Raw genomic sequence first — 19,899 nt, forward strand, 5'->3', positions numbered from 1 at the left:
GAGTTCAGCCCAGCGCCAAGCTGCATTGCAGCCATTCATTGACGGCTACAACTGGTGTCGACCACACTCCGCTCTCAACCATCAGCCGCCCATGAGCCGCATTCCGGCCATGAACAACCTCCTGAGAATCAACAGCTAGCCCCGGCTGTCACCCTGCCCCGATCTGCAACCCATGAACCACCGCGCCATCGTCCTGTTCTCCCACGGCTCGCGCGACCCCCTGTGGCGCGCCCCCATGGAAGCCGTGGCCGCCCGCATCGGCGGGCAGCACCCGGACCGCCCTGTGGCCTGCGCGTACCTGGAGCTGTGCACCCCCACGCTGGCACAGGCCACGGACCAGCTCGTCGCGCAGGGAGCGGCCCATATCACTGTCGTGCCCATGTTCCTTGGCACGGGCAAGCATGCGCGGAACGACCTGCCGCTGCTGGTGGAGGAGTTGCGAGCGGCCCATCCCGCCGTGCGGTTCCATGTGCAGCCCGCCATTGGCGAAGACCCGCGCATGACGGCTTTGATGGCAGAAATTGCCTGTGAGGTGCCTTCCGCTGAAATCCCTTAGATAGCTGCAGCATAATGATGCAACTCTTTAGGCGATATCAGATATGAATCTGCACCAATTCCGCTTCGTTCAAGAGGCTGCGCGCCGCAATCTCAACCTGACCGAAGCGGCCAAGGCCCTGCACACCTCCCAGCCGGGCGTGTCCAAGGCCATCATCGAGCTCGAAGAAGAACTGGGAGTGGACATCTTCGCGCGCCATGGCAAGCGCCTCAAGCGCATCACCGAACCCGGCCAGCACGTGCTCAAGAGCATCGAGGTCATCATGCGGGAGGTGGGCAACCTCAAGCGCATCGGCGAGCAGTTCAGCGCCCAGGACAGCGGCACCCTCAGCATCGCCACCACCCACACCCAGGCCCGCTACGTGCTGCCCGTGCCCGTGGCGCGCCTGCGCGAGGCCTATCCCAAGGTCAACATCAGCCTGCACCAGGCCACACCGCACGAAGTGGCGCGCATGGTGATCGATGAAGTGGCCGAGATCGGCATGGCCACCGAATCCCTGGCCGACTACCCCGAACTCGTCACCCTGCCCTGCTATGAATGGCAGCACGTGCTGGTGGTGCCCAACGACCACCCGCTGGCGCAGAAGGAGCGCATCGGGCTGGACGACCTGGCCCACGAGGCGCTGATCACCTACCACCCCTCCTTCACCGGCCGCGGCAAGATCGACCATGCCTTTGCCGCACGCAAGCTGCAGCCGCGCATCGTGCTCGAGGCCATCGATTCCGACGTGATCAAGACCTACGTGCGCCTGGGCCTGGGCATCGGCATCGTGGCCGAAATGGCCATGCGCGACGACCCCGTGGGTGACCTTGCCGTGCGTCCCGTGGGGCACCTGTTCGGCCAGAGCGTGGCGCGGGTGGCCTTCAAGCGGGGTGCGTACCTGCGCAACTTCGTCTACAAGTTCGCCGAACTGCTCAGCGACCGTCTGAGCCGCGAGCTCATCGCCCGCGCGATGACCGGCCACGTCAACGACTACGAACTCTGACACCGGCACCCGCCCGATTGCCCATTGCACCACCCCATTGCTTCCCAGCCTGACCTTCCGCCACAGCGCCATGACTGAGACCACCGACACCGCCCGCACACCCGCCTTCCCCAGCAAGCTGCCCCAGGTGGGTACCACCATCTTCACCGTGATGTCGGCCCTGGCGGCCGAGCACAGCGCGGTCAACCTGGGCCAGGGGTTTCCTGACTTCGAATGCGCCCCGGAGCTGGTGAATGCCGTGACGCGGGCCATGCAGGCCGGCCACAACCAGTACCCGCCCATGCCCGGCATCCCGGCCCTGCGCGAGGCGGTCGCCAGCAAGATCGCGGCGCTGCACGGCCGCCGGTACAGCCCGGGCACCGAGATCACCATCACGGCCGGCGCCACGCAGGCCATCATCACCGCCATCCTGGCCATCGTGCACCCGGGCGATGAAGTCATCGTGCTCGACCCCTGCTACGACAGCTACGTGCCCAACATCGAACTGGCGGGCGGCAAGGCGGTGCGCGTGCCGCTCACGCCGGGCACCTTCCGCCCCGACTTCGGCAAGATCGGTGCGGCCATCACGGCGCGCACGCGCGCCATCCTCATCAACAGCCCGCACAACCCCAGCGCCACCATCTGGACGGCCCAGGAGATGCGCCAGCTGGAAGACCTGCTCGCGCCCACCGACATCCTGCTCATCAGCGACGAGGTGTACGAGCACATGGTGTTCGACGGCGCCGAGCATGAAAGCGCCGCGCGCTTTCCCGGCCTGGCGGCACGCGCCTTCATCGTGTCGAGCTTTGGCAAGACCTTTCACGTCACCGGCTGGAAGGTCGGCACCGTGGCCGCCCCCTCAGCGCTGACGGCCGAGTTCCGCAAGGTGCACCAGTTCAACGTGTTCACCGTGAACACGCCCATGCAGCACGGCCTGGCCGCCTACCTGCAGGACCCGGCGCCCTACCTGCAGCTGCCCGCGTTCTATCAGGCCAAGCGCGACCTGTTCCGCCAGGGCCTGGAGGGCTCGCGCCTGAAGCTGCTGCCCAGCACCGGCAGCTACTTCCAGTGCGTGGACATCTCGGCCGTGAGCGACCTGAACGAATCGGACTTCTGCCAGTGGCTCACCCGCGAGGTGGGCGTGGCGGCGATTCCGCTGTCGGCGTTCTACGGCGACGGGTTTGACCAGCGCGTGGTGCGTTTCTGTTTTGCCAAGAAGGACGACACGCTGCGCGCCGCGCTGGAGCGGCTGCGCAAGCTCTGACCAGGCAACGGCCCCCGGCCCTACCGGCCCTACCGGGTCTGCCGGGCCAGCCAGACACCCAGAACCGCCAGCGCCATGCCCGCCAGCGCCCAGCCGCCGAGCGTCTCGCCAAACACGGCCCAGGCGATCAGCGCGGTGGTGGGCGGGGTCAGGTAGAACAGGCTGGCCACGTTCACCGCGCCACCACGGCGGATCAGCAGGTTCAGCAAACTGACGGCGCCCAGGGACAGCACCAGCACCAGCCAGCCCAGCGCGAACAGGAACTCGCCGCTCCACTGCACGGCCATGGTTTCCGTCGCGTACGCCAGCACTGCCATGGCCACCACGCACGGCAGGTACTGGATAACCGAGCCGGTGCGCAGGTCGAACGCGGGGCAAAAGCGCTTTTGGTACAGCGTGCCGGCCGTGATGCCCAGCAGCGCCACCACGGCCGGCAGCAGCATGCCCACCAGCGCGCCGCCCGGCACGGTGGCCACCTTGCCGGCCACCACCAACGCCACGCCGGTAAACCCCAGCGCCAGGCCCGCCCACTGCGCGGGCCGCACCTTCTCGCCCAGCAGGGCGCCCGCCACCAGCGCGGTCAAGAGCGGCTGCAGCCCCACCACCAGCGCCGTGATGCCCGACGGCAGCCCGTGGCCGATGGCGATGAACACCCCGCCCAGGTACACCCCGTGCACCAAGAGGCCCGACACGCCGATGTGCAGCCAGGCCCTGCCCGATGGCGGCCACGGAGCCCGCACCAGCGTCACCACCGCCAGCATCAGCACGGCGACGATCGCGAAACGAATGGCCAAAAAGGTGAGCGGCTCCACATACGGCAGCCCCAGCTTGGCGCCGATGAAGCCGGTGCTCCACAGCGCGACGAAGAGCAGGGGAATGAGCGCGTCGAGCGTGCCCGGTGTGGCGGTGGGGTGCTGCTGGGGCTGGGGCGTTGCCTGGGTCATGGAATGTCAATAGAGGAAAAAGCGCGGACCGGCATCGCAGCCGAAACAAGACGAAGTTGACAACACAAGGACGCCAAGCTCACGGGGGCACATCCACGGTGGCCTGGTCCTGACCGTTGTCCGCCCGCGCGGCAAACCAGTCCACCACCCAGGCGCGAAAGGCCGCCATCGCCGCCGTGCTGAAGCGTGCCGAGGGCCGCACCAGGTAGATCCCCGCGTCGGTGTTGAGCTGCCACTGCGGCAGCACCTGCACCAGCTGGCCCGATGCGATGCCGGGGTCGATCAGCCAGTCGCCGCCCGCCAGGATGCCCACGCCCAGGATGGCGGCCGCGAACAGTGCCTCATTGTCGTTGCTCACCAGCGAGCCGCGCACCACCACGCTGTGGCTCGCCCCCGCCTGCGTGAGCTGCCATTCAGGGTAGGACTGCAAGCCGGTGAAGCCCAGGCAGTTGTGCTGCGCCAGGTCCGCGGGCACCTGCGGGGTGCCCTGCCGCGCCAGATAGCCCGGCGCCGCCGCCATGATGCGGCGGTGGCTGCACAGCCGCGTGGCCACCAGCCGGCTGTCGGCTAGCTGGCCGATGCGGATCGCGGCGTCGAAGCGCTCGCCCACGATGTCCACCAGCCGGTCGGCGTACTCCAGCTCCAGCGTGACCTGCGGATGGGCCTGCGCAAATTCGGCCACCACCGGGCTGAGCAGGCGCCGCCCCATGGCGGCGGGCACCGACACGCGCAGCCGCCCGCGCACCTGCGCCGCGCCATCGGCCGCTTCCTTCTGGGCTTGTGCGATCAAATCCGTCGCCTCGCGCACCTTCTCGACCAGGCGCTGGCCTTCGTGCGTCAGGTGCAGCTGGCGGGTGGTGCGCTCGACCAGCCTCACGCCCAGGCGGCGCTCCAGCGCGTTCAAACGCTTGGACAGTACCGAGGGGTGGCGCTGCAGCGCGCGGCCCGCCGCCGCGAACGAACCCGCGTCGCTCAGGGCAATAAGGGTGGCCAGTTCATCGGCGTGCTGGCTGTCGAGCAGGTCCATCGGGTATCAAAAGCGCCATGGCATGGCGCGAGGGGCTACGGAACCAGGATGATCGCACCTTGCGAGCGGCCCTGCTCCAGGTCGGCATGTGCCGTGCCCGCATCGGCCAGCGCGTAGCGGCGCCAGATGCGCGGCGTGATGACGCCGTCCGCCACGGCCCGCAGCACGTCCTGGGCGCGCTCCTGGTACTCCGCCGCCGTGGCCGTGTGCGCGGCCAGCGAGGGGCGCGTGAGGAACAGCGAGCCCTTGGCATTGAGCGTGCCCACCGCGATGGGCGCCGGCACGCCCGAGGTGGCACCAAAGGACACCAGCAGGCCGCGCGGGCGCAGACTGTCGAGCGAGGCCTCCAGCGTGGCCCGCCCGATGGGGTCGTACGCCACGTCGGCCCCGCTGCCGTGCGTGGCCTCGCGCACCTGGCCCGCCAGCGTGGCGGGGTCGAACACGAACACCGCGTCGCAGCCCGCCGCCCGGGCGCGCTCCACGCTCTCGGGCCGGGAGACCACGCCCATCACAAAGGCGCCCAGGTGACGGGCCCAGGCGCACATCAGCTGGCCCAGCGCGCCGCCCGCGCCATAGATGAGCACCTTCGAGCCCGGGGCCACGGAATATGTCGTCTTGAGCAGGTACTGCGCCGTGATGCCCTTGAAGAGCACCGCCGCCGCCTCGTCCAACCCCAGCGCATCGGGCAGCCTGACCAGCCGCTCGGCCGGGAACAGGCGCGCGCTGGCATAGGCCCCCAGCGGCCCGGTGGCGTAGCCCACGCGATCTCCCACCGCCACATTCAGCACCCCCGGCCCCACGGCCGCCACCTGCCCCGCGCCTTCCAGCCCCAGGCCGGACGGGAACGGGATGGGCACCGCGCCCTTGCGCTGGCTCACGTCTAGCGGGTTCACGCCGATGGCCGCCTGCGCGAGCCACACCTGGCCTGGGCCGGGCGCCTGGGGCTCCACCCCTTCCAGCCGCAGGGCATCGGGCCCTCCGGCTGCATCGATCCGCACTCTTTGGTGCATGGTTTGTTCCTTGTCGGTTGATTCCATGCAGGGAGCGTAGTTTCCAGTGTGGCGCAGAACAACCAGGACCGGTGCATTTGACTCCTGCACCGCGTGCAGAAATCGCCAGGCCGAGGTCCAACGATGACCGTGCCTGTCACCAGACACGCGCCACCAGTTGCGGATAGCCATGTCACGATCCCTCAGCGCAGTGTCGACAGATACGCCGCGATGTCCCGCGCATCCTGCGGGTTTATGCTCAGCTCGGGCACCGCGGTTGCAGTCTTGATCTTCTGCGTGTGCATGAGCCATTGGGCGAGATTCTCCGGCGTGTTGGGCAGCCTCCCCGCGATCAGGCCACGGCCTGCGATGCTCTTGAGCGGAGGCCCCACGAAAACCGCGGGCCCCGTCACGCCGGGAATGCTGTGGCAGGCCGTGCGCGCACATACTGGTGCAAAGCCTGTCTCCCACGCTCCCCATCCGCTCCGGCCTGGGCAGCAGGCACAGCCGAGGGCAGGACTGCCGCTGCATCGTGGCCGCACGCGGGTGCGCCCGGGGCGCGCTGCATCCATTGCGCGTACTGCGTAGCGTTCAGCTGCGGCAGTTGCTGCATGGAGCCGCCAGGTCCCATATCTCTTCGCCGGCCAGGCATGCACTCCCAGGCTGGCATGCCGGTCATCTTGATGCCATGGCGGATCACCTAGTACAGCTCGCGCGGGCGCCAGTGCTACGGGCGTCCACCAGCGGACCGGAAATGGGCTGCATGCTCTTGCCGATGTCGCCCTGCGCAACGCCGGGCGCTTCATGCATTGAACGCACCTGTCGCGAGGCAGCGCCATGTGATCACCGGCCAGCGGCGGCGAGGGCTCGGACGCGACGCGCATTCAGCCAGCCATTTCCACCCGGTTGCGGCCCCCGGTCTTGGCCGCGTAGAGGGCTTCGTCCGCTCGGTGCAGGAGCTCGTCAAAGCTGCTGTCCCCCTCGTTCTTCAAGGCCACGCCCAAGGAAATGGTCATGGCCAGCGGCAGTCCGTCCACCGAGAGCGGGCGGGTGGCCACCAGCCTGCGCAGCCTCTCCCCGGCGGCCCGCGCGGCCCGGCTGTCCGCGGCGTCCCACAGCACCACGAACTCCTCTCCGCCGTGGCGCGCCGCGAAGTCGGCCCCACGGCAGGAGGCCTGCAGGTGCCCGGCGACATGCCTGAGCGCCACGTCGCCCACCGCATGCCCATGGCAATCGTTGATGGCCTTGAAGTGGTCGATGTCGATCAGCGCCAGGGCCAGGCCGCCCCCGCGCGCACCCGCCTGCGCGAAACGCTGTTCGCCCACCGCAACCAGGGTGCGGCGGTTGGCCAGGCCCGTCAGATAGTCCGTTGAGGCGGCCAGCTCCCACTGGCGGCCGATGCGCTGCGAGCACATCAGCAGGAAGCCGGTGGTGCCCACCACGGGCAGGATGGCGGTGATCATCGGGCTGGCCATGTTGATCCAGGCCCCATCTCCCGTGACATCGAACGACGGGCTCACGCCCTTGAGCAGGAAGTAGCCTGCGCGAAATACCGTGAACGCCGCCACGGCGGCAAACAGGCTGGCCATCACCCGGCGGCTGCGCGCGCCGTCATGCGACTTCTGCGAGGCCAGCAGCGCGAAGCACGCCAGCAGCAGGAAGGCGCAGCTGCCCGACAGGATCAGCACGCGCATGCCCGTGTGCGGCCGTGCGATGGCGAACCAGGCAATGCCGCCAATCCCCACGATCGCAGGGGCCAGCAGCCAGAGCCTGTCCGGCAGCCCATAGAACTGCCGCAGCGCGCGCCAGTAGCCGGTGCACCCCAGCAGCACGAGCCCATTGGCCATGGGCGATGCCAGCCCCAGCGGCAGCCGGTACTGCACCGCGTACAGCACCGCGCTGGCGGCCAGCAGCAGCGTGGCCGTGCGCCAGGTTCCCGCGCTGGGCCGCAAGGCCTCGGGAAAGTCGTTGCGCATCAGCCCCAGGACCCAGCCATTGGCCAGCATCATCAGCGTGGCGACGATAAAGATGGTGATGGGGTCCATGGCGGAAGGGCGCGGTAGAGACGGCGGTCCGGGCAGCGGCGGGAGATGGAGAGGAAGGGGTCGGCACGCCACGGTGATGCCATGGCTGTGCGAGGGACGTGCGAGCGAGCCTGTGCGGATTGTGGCCGAGGCGCCGCGCCGGTGCCACGGATTTCGCGCGGCACGGGGCACACTGGGGCACATCATTCCACAAACCGGAATGCACCATTTGCAACGCAACAGGGTGTTGCGCCCCGCCCTGGTGCGGGCCCGGTCGTTATGATCCCCCGGGTTTCCACCGAGGCAACGGCGCGGCCCGCGCCCGACGCCGCCACCGCCGCCGAGTTCGATGACCCCCTCCCTTCCCGATATCGCCAGCGTCCAGACGCTGCCGCAGCTTCTTGCCTTGCGCACGGCCCTCACCCCGGACGCCGAGGCCTACCGTGCCTTCGACACCACCGCGCAGGCGTGGGCAAGCCTGACCTGGCGGCAGACCGCGCAGCGCGTGGCCGAATGGACGCAGGCCCTGGCCGCCATGCAGCTGCCCGCGGCCGCGCGCGTGGCCATCCTGCTGCCCAACGGCCTGCACGCCATGTGCGCCGACCAGTCCACCCTGGCCGCCGGCTGCGTGCCGGTGCCGCTGCACGCTATCGACAACCCCGGCAGCATCGCCTACATCCTCTCGGACTGCGAGGCCTCGATGCTCATCGTGGCCAGTGCCCAGCAATGGGAGAGGATCCGCGACACAGGCACGGAATTCCCCGCGTTGCGCGCGGTGATCGTGACCGAGCCGGACGCCGCCTTCGCCGCCACCCCGCCCTCGTCGCACGGCCCCGCCGTGGGCTCGCTGGCGCAGTGGCTCGAAGGCGCCGCACAGGCAGCGCAGCAGGCCTTGCCCCCCGCGCCCGGCCCGGACAACCTCGCCGCCATCGTCTACACCTCGGGCACCACCGGCAAGCCCAAGGGCGTGATGCTCACGCACCGCAACGTGGTCAGCGACGTGAAGGCCGTGCTGGAGCGCATCGCGCCCACGGTGGACGACGTGTTCCTGTCGTTCCTGCCGCTCTCGCACACGTTCGAGCGCACGGGCGGCTACTACCTTCCCATCGCGGCAGGCAGCTGCGTGGCGTATGCGCGCTCCGTGGCCCTGCTGGCCGAGGATCTGAAGACGGTGCGCCCCACGGTGCTGGTCTCGGTCCCGCGCATCTACGAACGCATCCACGCCAGGCTGCTCGAAAAGCTCTCGCCATCGCCCTGGAAAATGCAGCTGTACGAGGCCGCACAGAACAGGGGCTGGGCCCGCTTCTGCGCGGCGCAGGGTTTGCCGGCGCCCGCCCCCGAGGCCGGCAAGACTGCGGGAGGCTGGATGGCCGCACTGCCCTGGCCGCTGCTGCAAGCCCTGGTGGCCACGCCCTTGCTGGCCCAGTTTGGCGGCCGTGTGCGGGTGGCCGTGAGCGGCGGCGCCCCGCTGTCGCCCACCATCGCCAAGTGCTTTCTGGGCCTGGGCCTGCCGCTCATCCAGGGCTACGGCATGACGGAGACGGCGCCCGTGGTGTCCGTCAACGCACTGCACGACAACGATCCGGCGTGCGTGGGCAAGGCCTTGCCCGGCGTGGAAGTGCGCATTGGCGAGAACCGCGAACTGCAGGTGCGCGGCCCCATCGTCATGAAGGGCTACTGGAAGCGGCCCGAAGACACGGCACGCATCCTCGGCCCCGACGGCTGGCTGGGCACGGGCGACCAGGCGGACATCGTGGGCGGCCGCATCTACATCAGGGGGCGCATCAAGGAAATCATCGTCACCTCCACCGGCGAAAAAGTGCCGCCCGGGGACCTGGAGCTGGCGCTGCTGGCCGATCCGCTGCTGGAGCAGGCCTTCGTGGTGGGGGAAAACCGCCCCTTCATCGCCTGCGTGGCCGTCCTGCAGCGCGACGAATGGCAGCGCCTGGCGGCCGACCTGGGCCTCTCCGCGCAGGACGCCGCCAGCCTGAACCACCCCAGCGTGCACCGGGCCGTGCTGGCGCGCATCGAAAAAAACACCGCCAGCTTCGCCCGCTATGCCGTGCCCCGCGCCGTGCACTGCACGCTCACGCCCTGGACGATCGAGAACACTTTCATGACGCCCACGCTCAAGCTCAAGCGCAACAACCTGATGGCGTTCTACGCGGAGGCGATCGAGGGGATGTACCAGAAGCCGGGCGGGCGATAGACAGGCAGGCAGGCAGGCAGGCAGGCACGAAAATCCGCCCGCCATCGCCAGTCCCCCACCCGCAGCGCATGGGGGTCGGGCTTCCTCTGCCCGCCGGGGCCGCGCTGGGGGTCAGCCGCCTGTTGGCTCTCCGGCTTGCTGGTCCAGTCGCAGCAGGCGGCAAGGGTGTGTTGTTTTGGGATGGGATCTACGCCGCCATGGCCGTCCAGCCCGCCTCTGCCGCATAGGCCGCGCCAAACCGGTTCGCCAGAAAGTCCCGCAGCCGCACCGACTCCTGCCCCACGAACCCCTGCTGCGGCAGCCGCCCCTGTGCCACCAGGTCCAGCGCCGTGCAGATGCCCGCCGCCGTGGTGAGCTGGATGGCGCTCAGCGTGTGCCCTGCCACCTGGCTGCCGACGATGCGGGCGGAATACGACTCCTGCACCAGCCGGCCTCCCCGCAGGCCCGCGGCGGTGGCGAAGATGACGATCACATCCTGGTCGGTGGTGGGAACCGCGGTTTCCAGGATGTCCTTGAGCAGGTCGCGCCGGTCGCGCAGGCGCAGGTCGTTGAGCAGCAGTTTCAGGATGGCGCAATGGCCGGGATAGCGGATGGACTGGTAGTCCACCTGCCGCGCTTTCCCGGACAGCGTCTCCGTCAGCGTGCCCAGGCCGCCCGAGGTGTTGAAGGCCTCGTATTCCACGCCGTCGAGCGCGAAGGTCTCCAGGCCCTCCAGCGCCGGCACGGTGGTGCGCACACCATCCACGATGGCTTCGCAGGGGTTGCAGTATTCGTTGAGGAGGCCCTCGGTGCTCCAGGTCAGGTTGTAGCGCAAGGCGCCCTGCGGGTAGCGCGGCAGCGCCCCCACGCGCATGCGCAGGGTGTGCAGCGTGTCGAAGCGGCGGGCCAGGTCGTTGCCCACGATGCCGATGAAGCCTGGCGCCAGACCGCACTGGGGCATGAGCACGCTGCGGGCACTGGCGCCGAGTGCGCGGATGGCCTGGGTGCTCGCCACGTCCTCGGTCAGGTCAAAGTAGTGCACGCCTGCGGTTGCGCACAGCGTGGCCACGGATACGGCGCGGTGAAACGGCAGCGCGTTCAGCACGGCGAAACGGCCGTCGATGACCGCCTTCAGGCTCGCGTCGTCCGTCGCCAGCCGGGTGGATACGCCCAATGCGGCCACTTCGGCCAGGCGCGCCGGGTCACGGTCCACCACCAGGATGTCGTAGTCGCCAGCCTGCTGCTGCAGCAGCGCCATGGCAAAGCCGATGTGGCCCGCGCCGAGGATGGTGATGGCACGACGGGCGGCGGTGCTGGAAGTGGTGGAAAGGATGGTCATGGCGGTGCTCCCGGTGGTGCCCACCGCGTGAAGCGGTGAGAGGTGTTGCAGATGCCTTGATGCTAGGCAAGGGTGCTGTCAATGTGTAGTGCTTATATCGTCGAAAACTGCTCTTTGTTTTTTCATAACGGCGAATATGATGGACGTTGTGACTTTCTGGAGAAATTGCCCATGACCCAGGCCCTGGACGACACCGACCGCCAGCTGCTGAGCCTGCTCCAGGCCAACGCCCGCGAGGGCACGGCCACGCTGGCGCGCAAGCTGGGGCTGGCCCGCACCACCGTGGTGGCGCGCATTGCACGGCTGGAGCGCTCGGGCGTGGTCGCGGGGTACGGCGTGCGGCTGGGGGCCCGGCTCGATGCCACCACCGTGCGCGCGTGGTGCTCCATCAGCGTGTTGCCCAAAACAGCGCCCGCCGTGTTGCGCGCGCTGGAGGCCATGGCCGAGGTCGAAGAGGTATCCGCCGTGAGCGGGCCGTTTGACTACCTGGTGTTCCTGCGCTGCACGAGCCATGAGCAGCTCGACACCCTGCTCGACAAGGTGGGCCAGCTCGACGGCGTGCACCAGACGCAGACCAGCATCGTGCTCAGCCGCAAGATCGACCGGCGCAGTGTGGGGGTGTGACGGCGGCTGCCGCCAGCGCATTCACTTCAATTTTCATAGCTGCCAGCGCTTTATGGATAAGCGCCAGAAGCCCATTTCATTGAAAAACCATGACGGGCAAACTCAGGCATCGAACTGTGCCGGGTTCTTGCCCTGGATGGGCGCGTAGAACGCCTTGATGCTCGCCAGGTCGCGTTCCACATCGCCCGTGGGCTCGAACACAGGCCCCAGGCCTCCCACCTTGCGGCCGTAGTCCACGAAAGCCAGCACGATGGGCACGCCCGCCTGCTGGGCGATGTAATAGAACCCCGTCTTCCAGTGCCGCGTCTTGCCGCGCGTGCCCTCGGGCGGCACGATCAGCTGCATGGGGCCGTCCGCGTCCCGCATGGCCTGGGCCGAGCTGGCCACCAGGTTGTTCGCCTGCTCCCGGTTCACCGGAATCCCGCCCAGCCAGCGCATCACGCCGCCAAACGGCGCCCTGAACAGGCTCTGCTTGCCCATCCAGTACACCCGCAGGCGCAGCGAAAACGCCAGCATCAGCGTGTACGGCAGATCCCAGTTGCTGGTGTGGGGGGCGGCGATCAGCACGCTCTTGGCGGCGTGGGCGGGCAAGGCTCCCTCCACCTTCCAGCCCGTCAGGCGCAGGGTGGCGCGCGAGAAGGCGCGCAGCAGCGTGTTGACAACCGGCGTGTCAAAAATCGTGTGGTGCATGGGGAAACAGGGGCAGGCGGCGCCCGCGCAGGAGGCGGCTGCAAGGCAGCCAGCCACCCGGCAGGCATGGGGCAGGAACATCAAAAAGCGCCGCGAGTATCGCCGATGCGGCCTTGACCCCGCCTTGCGGCAGGACAAGGCTTGGCGCCTGTCGCCACGGCGGGGACGCGGGGCGCTTTCATTTTGATAGCGGCAAGCGCTTGTGGATCAAGCGGCAGCGTCCTTTTTTTCTCATGGCCACGGGCTGGCGCGGATCGTTGGCCAATGGGATAATCACGGCCCTCCCCTGCAGCCTCCGTCGCCCGCCCCGTCCGGGCGTGCCGCTGCGGGCCTTTCCCCCGTTCTCCTTGCCTGTTTGCCTGCTGTGGAATCCCCCGCTTTGAGCCCCTGGCGCATGTCCGTCGCGCCGATGATGGATTGGACCGACCGCCATTGCCGCTACTTTCACCGCCTGCTGACGCGCCAGACCTTGCTGTACACCGAAATGGTGAATGCGGGCGCGATCATCCACGGCGGCACCGAGCGCCACCTGCGCTTCAACACGGAAGAGCATCCCGTGGCCCTGCAGCTGGGCGGCAATGAATCCGACAAGCTGGCCCAGGCCGCGCGGCTGGGCGAGGAATGGGGCTACGACGAGATCAACCTGAACTGCGGCTGCCCCAGCGACCGGGTGCAGCGCGGCGCATTTGGCGCCAGCCTGATGAAGGCGCCGCAGCTGGTGGCCGACTGCGTGAAGGCCATGAAGGACGTGGTGGCCGTGCCCGTGACGGTCAAGCACCGCATCGGCATCGACAAGCAGGAAGACTACGGCTTCGTGCGCGACTTCATCGGCACGGTGGCCGAGGCGGGCTGCACCGTGTTCATCGTGCACGCGCGCAACGCGTGGCTGCAGGGCCTGTCTCCGAAGGAGAACCGCGACATCCCGCCCCTGCGCTACGAGGTGGTGCACCAGCTCAAGGCCGAGTTCCCGCAGTTCACGATCGCCATCAACGGCGGCATCCAGGCCGACGAGGTGGTGCTGCAGCAGCTCGAACACCTCGACGGCGTGATGATCGGCCGCGAGGCGTACCACAACCCCTGGTGGATGGCGCGCTGGGACCAGCTCTACTACGGCAGTCAGGGTGGCACGCCCTGCCCCCTGACCCGCGAAGAGGTCGAGCTGGCCATGGTCGAGTACATGGAGCGCGAGGCCGCACAGCATGGCACGCCCTGGCCCCACATCGCCCGCCACATGCTGGGCCTGCGCCACAGCCTGCCGGGCGCCCGCGTCTGGCGCCAGGTGTGGAGCAACCACCTGCTCAAGGACCGCCCCGCGCGGGAAGTGCATGCGCTCGCGATGCAGTCGTATGCGCCGTCCGCTGCCGCACAAGCGGTGGCATAGCGCGGTTCACGCCCGCGGCGCCTGTCTGGCCAGCCAGGTTTCCAGAGGCTCTGGCCTCCCGAACAGATAGCCCTGCAGGCAGTCGCACTGGCTGTCGGCCAGGAAGTCCGCCTGGGCGCGGGTTTCCACGCCCTCCGCCACCACACGCAGGCGCAGGTGGCGGGCCACGGAAATGATGGACTGCACGATGGCGGTGTCGTCCGGGTTGTCGGGCGTGTCCTGCACGAAGCTCCTGTCGATCTTGAGTTCGTACAGCGGCAGCCGCTTGAGGTAGGCGAGGCTGGAGTAGCCCGTGCCAAAGTCGTCGATGGAAAAGCGCACGCCCAGCCGCACGATCTCGGTCATGCGGGCAATGGTGTCGTCCAGGTTCTCGATGAGAAGGCTTTCCGTGACCTCCAGGATGAGGTTCGCCGGCAGGGCGCCGGTGCGGGCCAGCACATGGCGGATGCGCTCCACGAAATCGTCCTGGCGGAACTGCCGCTGGCTCACGTTGACCGACAGCGACAGGCTGTGCCCCGCCGCCTGCAGGCGCGCCAGGGTTTCGCAGGCCTGCTGGATCATCCAGTCCCCCATGCGCAGAATGAGCCCCGAACTTTCGGCGATGGGGATGAAGCGGCTGGGCGGCACGGCGCCGCGCTCGGGGTGGTCCCAGCGCATCAGCAACTCGCCGCCGACCACCGTCCCGGCCGCATCCACCTGGTTTTGCACGAAAGCGGCCAGCTGCCCTTCCGCGTGGGCCTGCTTGAGGTCCTGCTCCAGGGCCAGGCGCTCCTGCACGTCGGACTGCATCGCAGCCTCGTAAAAGCGGACGCGGTTGCGGCCCAGGTCCTTGGCGCGGTACATGGCCGTGTCGGCCCCGCGCAGCAGGTCCTCCACGCCCTCGTCCCGCTGGGGAAACAGCGTGATGCCGATGCTGCCGGTGCTGCTGTAAAGATGGGTGTCGATGGTGTAGGGAGCCTCCAGCGCCAGCCGCATCTCCTCGGCCATCTGCAGGGCGGCCCGGCCGGCGGATTCCATGTCGGAGGCCAGGTTGTGCACGAGCACCACGAACTCGTCCCCGCCCAGGCGCGCTACCGTATCCCCGGGGCGCAGCCCCTGCACGAGGCGGTCGGCCACCTGCATCAGCAAGGCATCGCCCAGCGTGTGGCCGCGCGCGTCGTTGATCTGCTTGAAGTTGTCCAGGTCGATGTAGAGCACCGCGCCGACCTGGGCCGCTTTGCGGGCACTGCGCAGCGCCTGTTCCATGCGGTCGAGCAGCATGCGCCGGTTGGGCAGGCCGGTGAGTCCGTCGAAGTAGGCGAGCTGATGGGTGCGCGCCTCGGCCAGCTTGCGTTCGGTGATGTCGCGCGACAAGGCGATGAACCGTGGCCCGTCGCCCGGCGCCGCGCTTTCCTTGCGCGCAATGGACAGCTCGAACCAGTGCGTGGTGCCATCGAGTTCCAGCCGGTACTGCTGGCCGGTGGAATAGCCGGTGCGGTGCGCCTCCTGCAGCGCGGCATGGCAGCCAGCGGCCGCCTCGGGGGGCACCACGTCCGTCACGAGCCGGCCAAGGAACATCTCGGGCGGCAGCGCCAGCAGCTCGGAGCGCGCCGACCGGTAGTGGTGGATGCGGCCGTCCAGCCCCAGTTCAAAGAGCAGGTCGGGAATCGCGTTGAGGGTGCTTTCCAGGTCGTCGCGCGTGGCCCGCAGCGCGGCCGTCATGTCCAGCGCCAGCGCCACCGCCCTCTCGCGCCCCGTGGCCAGCAGCCACGTGAACCACGCCAGCAGCAGGCTCAATGCCGTGCCCATCACGGCCACGGGCAGGTGGCTGTTGTCCTCGTGACGCAGCTCGAACGCGGGCAGTGGCGACATCTGCAAGGTCCAGCGCCGCCCGCCAAACTTCAGCTCCCGGGTGGCCTGAAGCCCTGGGGCTTCCGCGGCGGGGGCCTGCGCCGCGGGCTCGGTGTTGGTGAACAGGCGCGTGCCGGATGCCGTGGGGCCCGGCACCATGCCGTCGAGGATCTGAAACCCGATGTCCGAATCGAACTCCCTGGCCATGCCGCGGACCACATCGGCGATGCGAAAAGTGGCGCTGACCCAGCCCACCAGTCCCGCACGCCGGCCATCGCCCGACCGCATGTCGGCCACGGTATCGTGCAAAGGCAGGTACATCGCCAGACTTGGCTCGCTGTCCGGGCGAAGCGCCAGCGGGCCGGACAGCGCCAATTCGCCCGTGAGGCGGGCCCTGTCGAGCGCCTCCCTGGCGGCGGGAACCGTCAAGGTGTCGAAACCCAGGGTGTCGAGGTTGCCACCTTCCAGCGGCTCGACATGGGTGATGGGCGCGTAGAGGGGCCGCGCTCCTGCGGGCCGCACGCTGTAGCCCGGAAAACCGCGCGTGCGCATGTCGTGGGTGTGCGCTTCAAGGGCCGAGGCGGGCAACTGCAGGATGAGCGCGATGCCCTGCAGGCCGGGCCGGGTCTCCTGCAGCTGCAGCGCGCCCACATAGGCTTGAAACTCTTCACGGTCAATGCGCTCCGACCCTTCGAAGTACCCCTTGACCCCGCGCAGCACCACCTCGTACGTCGCGAGGCGGTCCGCAAGGTTGTAGGCGATGTGGTCAGCCGCCACCTGGAAATTCTGCTCGCGCTTGGCCCGCGCGCCGCGCTCCTCGCTCTGCCAGTACAAAAAGGTCAAACCGAGCATGAGTGCCGCGACCAGGGGTGGCAGCACCACGGCCAGCCACCGCTGGCTGGCAGCGCCGTCCAGGCGCGAAGCCTCGCGCACGCCATCAGCCGCCGCAGGCGGGCCCCCTGGGGGATGCGGCGGCCGGGTCATGGCTTTCCTGGCCTTGCCGGGAAGGGCGTGGGGGACGGCGGATGGGACAAGGCGTGCGGGTTCCCTTGGACAGGTGGGGACAGATCGGCACCATTATCGGCCCCGGCCCCCCGCAGCAAAGAGGCAGGGGCGTCCCCACGGGCTTTCCGTACATCCTGCATCAGGCTCCGGCGCCGTGGCGGATATGCTTGCATGGACAGTCGCCACGCCAGCCCACCGATCCGAACCCACCCAGAACGCAGAGACACGGCATGCCATCCCTTGATTTCGACCTGGAGGAATCCCATTTCCGCGCGTTCTACGCGCAGCAGTCCGCCGCGCTGGAGGCGGCCTGCGCAGCCCTCACGGGCATGGTCGCGGCCGTGGTCACGCGTGCGGGAGGCGTGGACATCGCCAAGGTGGAAGGCCGGGTGAAGGAGGTGGATGAATGCATCCGCAAGTTCGTGCGCAAATATCGTCCGTCACTGGAAGAAAGCAACACGGCCTACGAGATCCAGGGCTACATCACGGACCTGGTCGGCGTGCGCGTGGTGTGCCTCTATGAGGATGAACTGGAGAAGATCGCCCAGATCGTGCGTTCGCACTTCGCGGTGATCGATGTCACGGACAAGGTGACGGCGGTGGAAAGCACCGAGGCATCGTTTGGCTACAAGGGCCTGCACCTGGACCTCAAGCTGAGCACCGCCGAACGCGGCTTGCCCGAGCACGCGGCCTACGCCCACCTGCCCTTCGAGCTGCAAGTGCGCACCATCATCCAGGACTCCTGGAGCGTGCTGGACCACCGGATCAAGTACAAGAAGTCCATTCCCGGCCAGCTCAAGCGGCGCATCAATGTGCTGTCTGCCCTGTTCGAGCTGGCCGACCGCGAGTTCCGCCAGATCCGCGATGCCACGGCCGCGGAACTCCTCCAGGCGCCCGACGAGACGGAAGAACCCCTCGCCGATGCCGCACCCGACGACAGCAACCCGCAGGCTCCCAGCAAGGCACCGGCGCCCAGCAGCGAGCTCAACGCGTTCACCTTCCTCAAGATCGCGACGCACTTCTTCAAGGACTTCGAGTTCGAGCCGTCCAAGGTGGACGGTTTCGTGGATGACATCCAGGTCTGGTCTCCCGGCATGACACGGGCACGCTTCAACGCGCTGATGCGCGAGACCGTGGGCGTAGTCAAGCGCTACAAGCAGCATTTTGAAGAGCAGAACCCCCAGGCGAGCTTCAACCCCTACACCGTGATCCGGCACTGCCTGTACCTGAGTAACAAGGCGGCGTTCCGCCCGGCATTGCGCAACTCGGCGCGCGAATCCTTTGAAGCGTGGCTGCAGGAGCACGCGGAGCCCAGGCCGCAATAGTCTGCGAAAGGCATTCCACGGCCTCTCTCATTACCTTCTTTGCTATTGGGTTTGTAGCAAGGCGGGCTTGGGGCATCCGGCAGGAGCGGGACGTGCGCTGAACACCCCTCGCCTGTCGCATAGGTGACTGGTCATTGGTGGTTTTCCTCCATGCGCTTGTTACCAAGTGCTGCTATATTGCACTGCAACAAAACGGAGTTTCGCCCATGCTGTATCACATCTACGAAACCCAGCGCTCGCTGATGGAGCCATTTACCGATTTCGCACAGGCCGCTGCCAAGCTGTTCAGCAACCCCATGTCGCCGTTCAGCGAAAGCCCGTTGGCGCAGCGCATGTCCGCAGGCTACGAACTGCTGTACCGCCTGGGCAAGGACTACGAAAAGCCGGCGTTCGAGATCCACTCCGTGGATGTGGATGGCGTGGGCGTGGCGGTGCATGAACGCATCGAGATGGACAAGCCGTTCTGCGAGCTGCGCCGCTTCAAGCGGTTCTCGGACGACCCCGCGACCCTGACCAAGCTCAAGGCCCAGCCCGTGGTGCTGATCGTGGCTCCCTTGTCGGGCCACTACGCCACCTTGCTGCGCGACACCGTGCGCACCATGCTCAAGGACCACAAGGTCTACATCACCGACTGGAAGAATGCCCGCCTGGTGCCCCTGGCCGATGGCGAATTCCACCTCGACGACTATGTGAACTACGTGCAGGAATTCATCCGCCACCTGCAGGGCGTCTATGGCAATTGCCATGTGATCAGCGTCTGCCAGCCCACGGTGCCGGTGCTGGCTGCCGTGTCGCTGATGGCCAGCCGGGGTGAAACCACGCCGCTGAGCATGACCATGATGGGGGGGCCGATCGACGCCCGCAAGTCGCCCACGGCCGTCAACAACCTGGCAACGAACCGCAGCTTCGAATGGTTCGAGAACAACGTGATCTACCGCGTGCCAGAGAACTTCCCCGGCGCAGGGCGGCGTGTGTACCCCGGCTTCTTGCAGTACACCGGCTTCGTGGCCATGAACCCTGACCGCCACGCCAGCAGCCACTACGATTACTTCAAGGACCTGATCAAGGGCGACGACGCCAGCGTCGAGGCCCACCGCAAGTTCTACGACGAATACAACGCCGTGCTCGACATGGACGCGGACTACTACCTGGAAACCATCCAGACCGTGTTCCAGGACTACAAGCTGGTGAACGGCACCTGGGACGTACGCTCCCCCGAAGGCAAGATCGAGCGCGTGCGCCCGCAGGACATCAAGACCACCGCGCTGTTCACCGTCGAGGGCGAACTCGACGATATTTCAGGTTCGGGGCAGACCGAGGCCGCGCATGACCTGTGCAGCGGCATCGTGCGCAAGGAGCAGCGCCACCTGGAAGCCAAGGGTGCAGGCCATTACGGCATCTTCAGCGGCCGGCGCTGGCGCGAAGTGGTGTACCCGCAGGTGCGCGCCTTCATCCTCCAGCATGAACAGCCCCAGAAAAAGGCCGCGGTACCCGTGACGGAAACCCCGGACGACAACCCCCCCAGCCTGGCGCCAAAAAAAGTCGCGGCCCCCAAGGCCGCCGTCAGGACGGCTGTGAAAGCCGCAGCGCCCGTGGCCACCCGCTGGGTGGCCCCCGCTGGCAACCGCACCAAGCCCACGGGAGCGGCGGCGCCCGCCGAGGCAGACCCGGTCGCGGCGGCCAAGGCGACCGTCAGCGCCGCAACGCCATCCCGCACCCGCCGCAGCGCGGCCCGCAAGGCTTGAGCGT

The 19,899-nt window shown here is 68.0% G+C and carries 17 protein-coding genes; 9 read left to right on the forward strand and 8 right to left on the reverse strand.

The features are described 5' to 3' along the window. From AC1RCS_RS15180 to AC1RCS_RS15195, 4 genes are all read left to right on the forward strand, one after another. The coding region (locus AC1RCS_RS15180; RefSeq protein WP_492245406.1) for an integrase core domain-containing protein at positions 1-139 on the forward strand (139 nt) is incomplete at its 5' end. A 33-nt stretch (positions 140-172) separates the two neighbouring features. Beyond that, a complete protein-coding gene (locus tag AC1RCS_RS15185; protein WP_492245279.1) occupies positions 173-556 on the forward strand; it encodes a sirohydrochlorin chelatase in 384 nt (127 codons plus the stop codon). Between the two features lie 43 nt (positions 557-599). Beyond that, a complete protein-coding gene (locus tag AC1RCS_RS15190) occupies positions 600-1,541 on the forward strand; it encodes a CysB family HTH-type transcriptional regulator (protein ID WP_218338495.1) in 942 nt (313 codons plus the stop codon). Positions 1,542-1,611: 70 nt separating this feature from the next. Continuing rightward, on the forward strand, positions 1,612-2,784 hold the full coding sequence (locus AC1RCS_RS15195) for a pyridoxal phosphate-dependent aminotransferase (protein ID WP_492245280.1): 1,173 nt from the start codon (positions 1,612-1,614) through the stop codon (positions 2,782-2,784). 29 nt (positions 2,785-2,813) lie between these two features. On the opposite strand, the gene AC1RCS_RS15200 is transcribed toward AC1RCS_RS15195, so the two are convergent. The 5 genes from AC1RCS_RS15200 to AC1RCS_RS15220 form a co-directional block, all read right to left on the reverse strand. Beyond that, positions 2,814-3,728 carry a DMT family transporter gene (locus AC1RCS_RS15200; protein WP_492245281.1) on the reverse strand — a complete coding sequence of 305 codons (915 nt, stop codon included), beginning with the start codon at positions 3,726-3,728 and terminating at the stop codon, positions 2,814-2,816. Between the two features lie 79 nt (positions 3,729-3,807). Beyond that, positions 3,808-4,755 (reverse strand): LysR family transcriptional regulator, encoded by a 948-nt coding sequence (locus AC1RCS_RS15205; RefSeq protein ID WP_492245282.1) that lies wholly within the window; start codon positions 4,753-4,755, stop codon positions 3,808-3,810. 35 nt (positions 4,756-4,790) lie between these two features. Continuing rightward, entirely contained in the window at positions 4,791-5,765 is a 975-nt protein-coding gene (locus tag AC1RCS_RS15210; RefSeq protein ID WP_492245283.1) for a quinone oxidoreductase family protein, read from the reverse strand. 182 nt (positions 5,766-5,947) lie between these two features. Further along, positions 5,948-6,157: a c-type cytochrome gene (locus AC1RCS_RS15215; protein WP_492245284.1), complete on the reverse strand. Its 210-nt coding sequence runs from the start codon at positions 6,155-6,157 to the stop codon at positions 5,948-5,950. Positions 6,158-6,628: 471 nt separating this feature from the next. Next, positions 6,629-7,789, reverse strand: a complete 1,161-nt coding sequence (locus AC1RCS_RS15220; protein ID WP_492245285.1) for a sensor domain-containing diguanylate cyclase — start codon at positions 7,787-7,789, stop codon at positions 6,629-6,631. Between the two features lie 328 nt (positions 7,790-8,117). Between AC1RCS_RS15220 and AC1RCS_RS15225 the strand changes: the two genes are divergently transcribed. After that, on the forward strand, positions 8,118-9,977 hold the full coding sequence (locus AC1RCS_RS15225; protein ID WP_218294988.1) for an AMP-dependent synthetase/ligase: 1,860 nt from the start codon (positions 8,118-8,120) through the stop codon (positions 9,975-9,977). A 187-nt stretch (positions 9,978-10,164) separates the two neighbouring features. Here the strand turns inward: AC1RCS_RS15225 and AC1RCS_RS15230 are convergent, their stop codons facing one another. Then, on the reverse strand, positions 10,165-11,295 hold the full coding sequence (locus AC1RCS_RS15230; RefSeq protein WP_492245286.1) for a saccharopine dehydrogenase family protein: 1,131 nt from the start codon (positions 11,293-11,295) through the stop codon (positions 10,165-10,167). Positions 11,296-11,466: 171 nt separating this feature from the next. Here AC1RCS_RS15230 and AC1RCS_RS15235 point away from each other — a divergent pair, with 171 nt between their 5' ends. After that, positions 11,467-11,919 (forward strand): Lrp/AsnC family transcriptional regulator, encoded by a 453-nt coding sequence (locus AC1RCS_RS15235; RefSeq protein ID WP_218338559.1) that lies wholly within the window; start codon positions 11,467-11,469, stop codon positions 11,917-11,919. Positions 11,920-12,021: 102 nt separating this feature from the next. Here the strand turns inward: AC1RCS_RS15235 and AC1RCS_RS15240 are convergent, their stop codons facing one another. Next, positions 12,022-12,609, reverse strand: a complete 588-nt coding sequence (locus AC1RCS_RS15240) for a lysophospholipid acyltransferase family protein (RefSeq protein WP_218294985.1) — start codon at positions 12,607-12,609, stop codon at positions 12,022-12,024. A gap of 364 nt (positions 12,610-12,973) precedes the next feature. On the opposite strand from AC1RCS_RS15240, the gene dusA reads away from it, so the two are divergent. Then, complete coding sequence (gene dusA, locus AC1RCS_RS15245) at positions 12,974-13,990, forward strand: tRNA dihydrouridine(20/20a) synthase DusA (RefSeq protein WP_492245287.1); 1,017 nt, start codon at positions 12,974-12,976, stop codon at positions 13,988-13,990. Between the two features lie 6 nt (positions 13,991-13,996). On the opposite strand, the gene AC1RCS_RS15250 is transcribed toward dusA, so the two are convergent. After that, positions 13,997-16,804, reverse strand: coding sequence for a bifunctional diguanylate cyclase/phosphodiesterase (locus AC1RCS_RS15250; protein ID WP_492245288.1), 2,808 nt, complete (start codon positions 16,802-16,804; stop codon positions 13,997-13,999). A 251-nt stretch (positions 16,805-17,055) separates the two neighbouring features. Between AC1RCS_RS15250 and AC1RCS_RS15255 the strand changes: the two genes are divergently transcribed. Continuing rightward, positions 17,056-18,150 (forward strand): GTP pyrophosphokinase, encoded by a 1,095-nt coding sequence (locus tag AC1RCS_RS15255; protein ID WP_218294968.1) that lies wholly within the window; start codon positions 17,056-17,058, stop codon positions 18,148-18,150. 206 nt (positions 18,151-18,356) lie between these two features. Continuing rightward, the gene (locus AC1RCS_RS15260) at positions 18,357-19,895 is read left to right on the forward strand and encodes a polyhydroxyalkanoate depolymerase (RefSeq protein ID WP_492245289.1); all 1,539 of its coding nucleotides are present in this window, start codon (positions 18,357-18,359) and stop codon (positions 19,893-19,895) included. The last annotated feature ends 4 nt before the right edge of the window (positions 19,896-19,899 follow it).

The sequence above is a fragment of the Acidovorax sp. GW823-FHT01C06 genome, from assembly GCF_058798375.1.

Excerpts from the sequence above, each read along its gene's own strand:
- AC1RCS_RS15225 (WP_218294988.1), top strand. The coding sequence starts at position 8,118 with ATGACCCCCTCCCTTCCCGATATCGCCAGCGTCCAGACGCTGCCGCAG.
- AC1RCS_RS15235 (WP_218338559.1), top strand. The coding sequence starts at position 11,467 with ATGACCCAGGCCCTGGACGACACCGACCGCCAGCTGCTGAGCCTGCTC.
- AC1RCS_RS15250 (WP_492245288.1), bottom strand. The coding sequence starts at position 16,804 with ATGACCCGGCCGCCGCATCCCCCAGGGGGCCCGCCTGCGGCGGCTGAT.
- AC1RCS_RS15220 (WP_492245285.1), bottom strand. The coding sequence starts at position 7,789 with ATGGACCCCATCACCATCTTTATCGTCGCCACGCTGATGATGCTGGCC.
- AC1RCS_RS15190 (WP_218338495.1), top strand. The coding sequence starts at position 600 with ATGAATCTGCACCAATTCCGCTTCGTTCAAGAGGCTGCGCGCCGCAAT.
- AC1RCS_RS15260 (WP_492245289.1), top strand. The coding sequence starts at position 18,357 with ATGCTGTATCACATCTACGAAACCCAGCGCTCGCTGATGGAGCCATTT.
- AC1RCS_RS15195 (WP_492245280.1), top strand. The coding sequence starts at position 1,612 with ATGACTGAGACCACCGACACCGCCCGCACACCCGCCTTCCCCAGCAAG.
- AC1RCS_RS15200 (WP_492245281.1), bottom strand. The coding sequence starts at position 3,728 with ATGACCCAGGCAACGCCCCAGCCCCAGCAGCACCCCACCGCCACACCG.
- AC1RCS_RS15255 (WP_218294968.1), top strand. The coding sequence starts at position 17,056 with ATGCCATCCCTTGATTTCGACCTGGAGGAATCCCATTTCCGCGCGTTC.
- AC1RCS_RS15205 (WP_492245282.1), bottom strand. The coding sequence starts at position 4,755 with ATGGACCTGCTCGACAGCCAGCACGCCGATGAACTGGCCACCCTTATT.
- AC1RCS_RS15185 (WP_492245279.1), top strand. The coding sequence starts at position 173 with ATGAACCACCGCGCCATCGTCCTGTTCTCCCACGGCTCGCGCGACCCC.
- AC1RCS_RS15230 (WP_492245286.1), bottom strand. The coding sequence starts at position 11,295 with ATGACCATCCTTTCCACCACTTCCAGCACCGCCGCCCGTCGTGCCATC.
- AC1RCS_RS15210 (WP_492245283.1), bottom strand. The coding sequence starts at position 5,765 with ATGCACCAAAGAGTGCGGATCGATGCAGCCGGAGGGCCCGATGCCCTG.
- AC1RCS_RS15240 (WP_218294985.1), bottom strand. The coding sequence starts at position 12,609 with ATGCACCACACGATTTTTGACACGCCGGTTGTCAACACGCTGCTGCGC.